The sequence below is a fragment of the Streptomyces lancefieldiae genome (assembly GCF_031845825.1).
Taxonomy (GTDB): Bacteria; Actinomycetota; Actinomycetes; order Streptomycetales; family Streptomycetaceae; genus Streptomyces; species Streptomyces lancefieldiae.
The window spans coordinates 1-2845 of record NZ_JAVRFH010000169.1 but is presented as its reverse complement, the minus strand read 5'-3'; the positions used below and the strand labels follow the sequence as shown (position 1 = coordinate 2845).

Sequence of the window (2845 nt, the reverse complement as noted above, 5' to 3'; positions counted from 1 at the left end):
CGACGATGAGCCGGCCGTCCGGGGCGAGGAGTTCCAGGGCCCCGCCCAGCACGCGGTCCAGGTACTCGGCGCTCGGGAAGTACTGCACCACCGAGTTGAGCACCACGGTGTCGAACCCGCCCCTGGGCAGCCCGGAAAAGTCGTCGGCGGACTGAGCGCTCAGCCGCACGCGGTCACCGTAGCCGGCCTGCTCGGCCTGTTCCCGGACCCGGTCCACCACGGTGGCCGAGATGTCGGTACCCCAGTACTCGTCGACCTCGCCGACGATCCTCGACAGCAGCAGACCGGCACCCACACCGATCTCCAGGACGCGCCGGGGCGCGAACCGGAGCACCTGTGCCACCGCCGCGTCCCGCCACTCAAGCATCTGTTCGCGCGGAATCGGCGCCGCGTCGTAGGCCGACTTCCACAGCCGGAAGTCCTCGCCCAGTGCCTCGTCGGCGGAATCGGCGTAGATCTCCTCGTGAATCCGGCGCCACTCGTCCACCTGGACGTCGGCGTCGGCCGCGGCTGCGTCCGGATCGGGCACCACGTAACCCACCAAGGTCTTGTCACCCTGCTCGTTCTCGCGCACCACGACCGCCGCCTGTGCCACACCGGGGTGCTCGGTCAGCACATGCTCGATCTCGCCCAGTTCGATCCGCTGCCCGCGGAGCTTGACCTGGAAGTCGGTCCGCCCCACGTACTCGATGTGGCCGTCCTTGTTCCACCGCACCACGTCACCGGTGCGGTACATCCGGGTGCCGGGCTCTCCCTGGGGACAGGCGACGAACCGGTCCGCGGTCAGCGCCGTCTGCCCGAGATAGCCCCTGGCGAGTCCGGCACCGGCCAGGTACAGCTCACCGGTGACGCCGGGCGGCACTGGGCGCAGCGCCTCGTCCAGCACGTAGACCTGAGTGTTCCAGATAGGCGCCCCGATCGGCAGCCGGTCCGAGCCTGGCACGTAACGGCACTCGGTGACCTCGACGGTGGCCTCGGTCGGGCCGTAGAGGTTGTTGGCACTGCATCCCGGCAGCAGTTCCACGAACCGGTTGGCCAGTGCGGCCGGGAACGGCTCCGCCGCAACCTCGATCCAGCGCAGGCTGGTGCACTTCTTGGCCGCCGGCTCGGCGACGAACGCCTCGAGCAGGGAGGGCACGAAGTCCGCGCCGGTCACCTGCTCCCGCTGGATCAGCTCGGCCAGGTACACAGGATCCCGGCGCCCGTCCGGGCGCGCGACGACGACCGCGGCCCCCACCTGGAGGGGCGCGAACAGTTCCGGCACCGAGGCGTCGAAGCTCGCCGAGGTGCTCAGCAGCATCCGGTCCTCGACACCGACGTCGAAGTGCGCCAGTCCCCACTTCAACCGGTTCATGATCGACCGGTGCGACACCTGCACACCCTTGGGGCCACCGGTGGAGCCGGAGGTGTACATCACATACGCGGCGCTGTCCGGCCACAGTTCTCGTTCCGGGTTCGTCTCGGGATACCCCGCCACGTCCGGGAGCGCCTCGTCAAGCACGAGCAGCGGTCGGGCGCTCTCCAGCACCCGGCGCACCCGGTCCTCGGGCAGTTCGGTGTCCAGCGGCAGGTACGACGCACCCGCCTTGACCACCGCGTAGATCGCGACCATCAGGTCGACCGACCGGGGGACGCGCACCGCCACGATGCGTTCGGCCCCGGCCCCCTGCTCGACCAGCCAGTGCGCCAGCCGGTTGGCACGCCGGTTGAACTCCCGGTAGGTCAGCGTCTCCCGCTCGCCGATCACCGCCACACGGTCGGGGTCACGCCTCACCTGCGCCTCGAACGCCTCGGGCAGGGTGACTTCCGCCACCGGACGTGCCGTGTCATTGATCTCCCGCACCAGCCAGTCCCGCTCCTGGGCGGACAGCACGTCGACGGCGCTCACCGACAGCTGCGGGTCGGCGGCCAACTGCTTCAGGACCCGCACGTACCGGGCGGCGATGGCCTCGGCCGTCTCCCGGTCGAACAGTTGCGTGGCGTACGTCAGATCGCCCCGCAGCGCGCCAGCCTCGTCCATGGCCAGGGCGAAGAACAGGTCGAACATGGCGGTCTGCACGAGGTGCTGTTCGAACTCGACTTTCACGTCCGGGAGTTCGAATTCCTGCTTGGCGAAATTCTGCCAAGCGAACATCACCTGGAACAGCGGCTGGTACGCCGCCGAGCGGTCGGGGTTGATCAGCTCGACCAGCAACTCGTACGGCACGTCCTGGTGCTCGTAGGCCGCCAGCGCCTTGTCCCGCACCTGGACAAGCAGGTCAGCGAACGACAGGTCGCCGGAGAGGTTCACCCGGAGCACCTGGGTGTTGACGAAGACCCCGATCAGATCGGCCAGCGCCTCGTCGCTCCGGCCGGCGATCGGGTTGCCGACCGTCACGTCCTCCTCGGCGCCGAGTTTGCGCAGCAGCACCGCCAGCGCGGCCTGCAGGACCATCGGGATGGTCATCCCCCGCTCGTCGGCCAGCCGCTGCAGGCCGGCCGCCACCTCGGGTTCCACCACGAGGTCGACCGTGTCGCCGCCGAGGCGCCTTTCCGGGGGGCGCGGACGGTCGAGCGGAAGGCTCAGCGGCTGCGGCACCCCAGCCAGCTCCGCGCGCCAGTACTCGGCCTGCCGCGCGGCCAGGCTGCCCGGGTCCGTCACGTCGCCGAGCAGTTCGCGCTGCCACAGCGCGTAGTCCTTGTACTGCACGGGCAACGGCTCCCACACCGGCGCACCGCCCTCCCTGCGGGCGGCGTAAGCGGCGGTCAGGTCCCGTACCAGCGGCACGTTCGAGACGCCGTCCGTGGCGATGTGGTGGATGACCAGGACCAGGAGGTGCTCCTCCGGGGAGGTGTGGAACAGGAC

At 69.9% G+C, this 2845-nt stretch carries 1 protein-coding gene; it reads right to left on the bottom strand.

The features are described from left to right. Window positions 1-2845 (bottom strand): amino acid adenylation domain-containing protein (locus tag RM812_RS41240; protein ID WP_311586026.1); only part of this gene is annotated, 2845 nt, incomplete at both ends.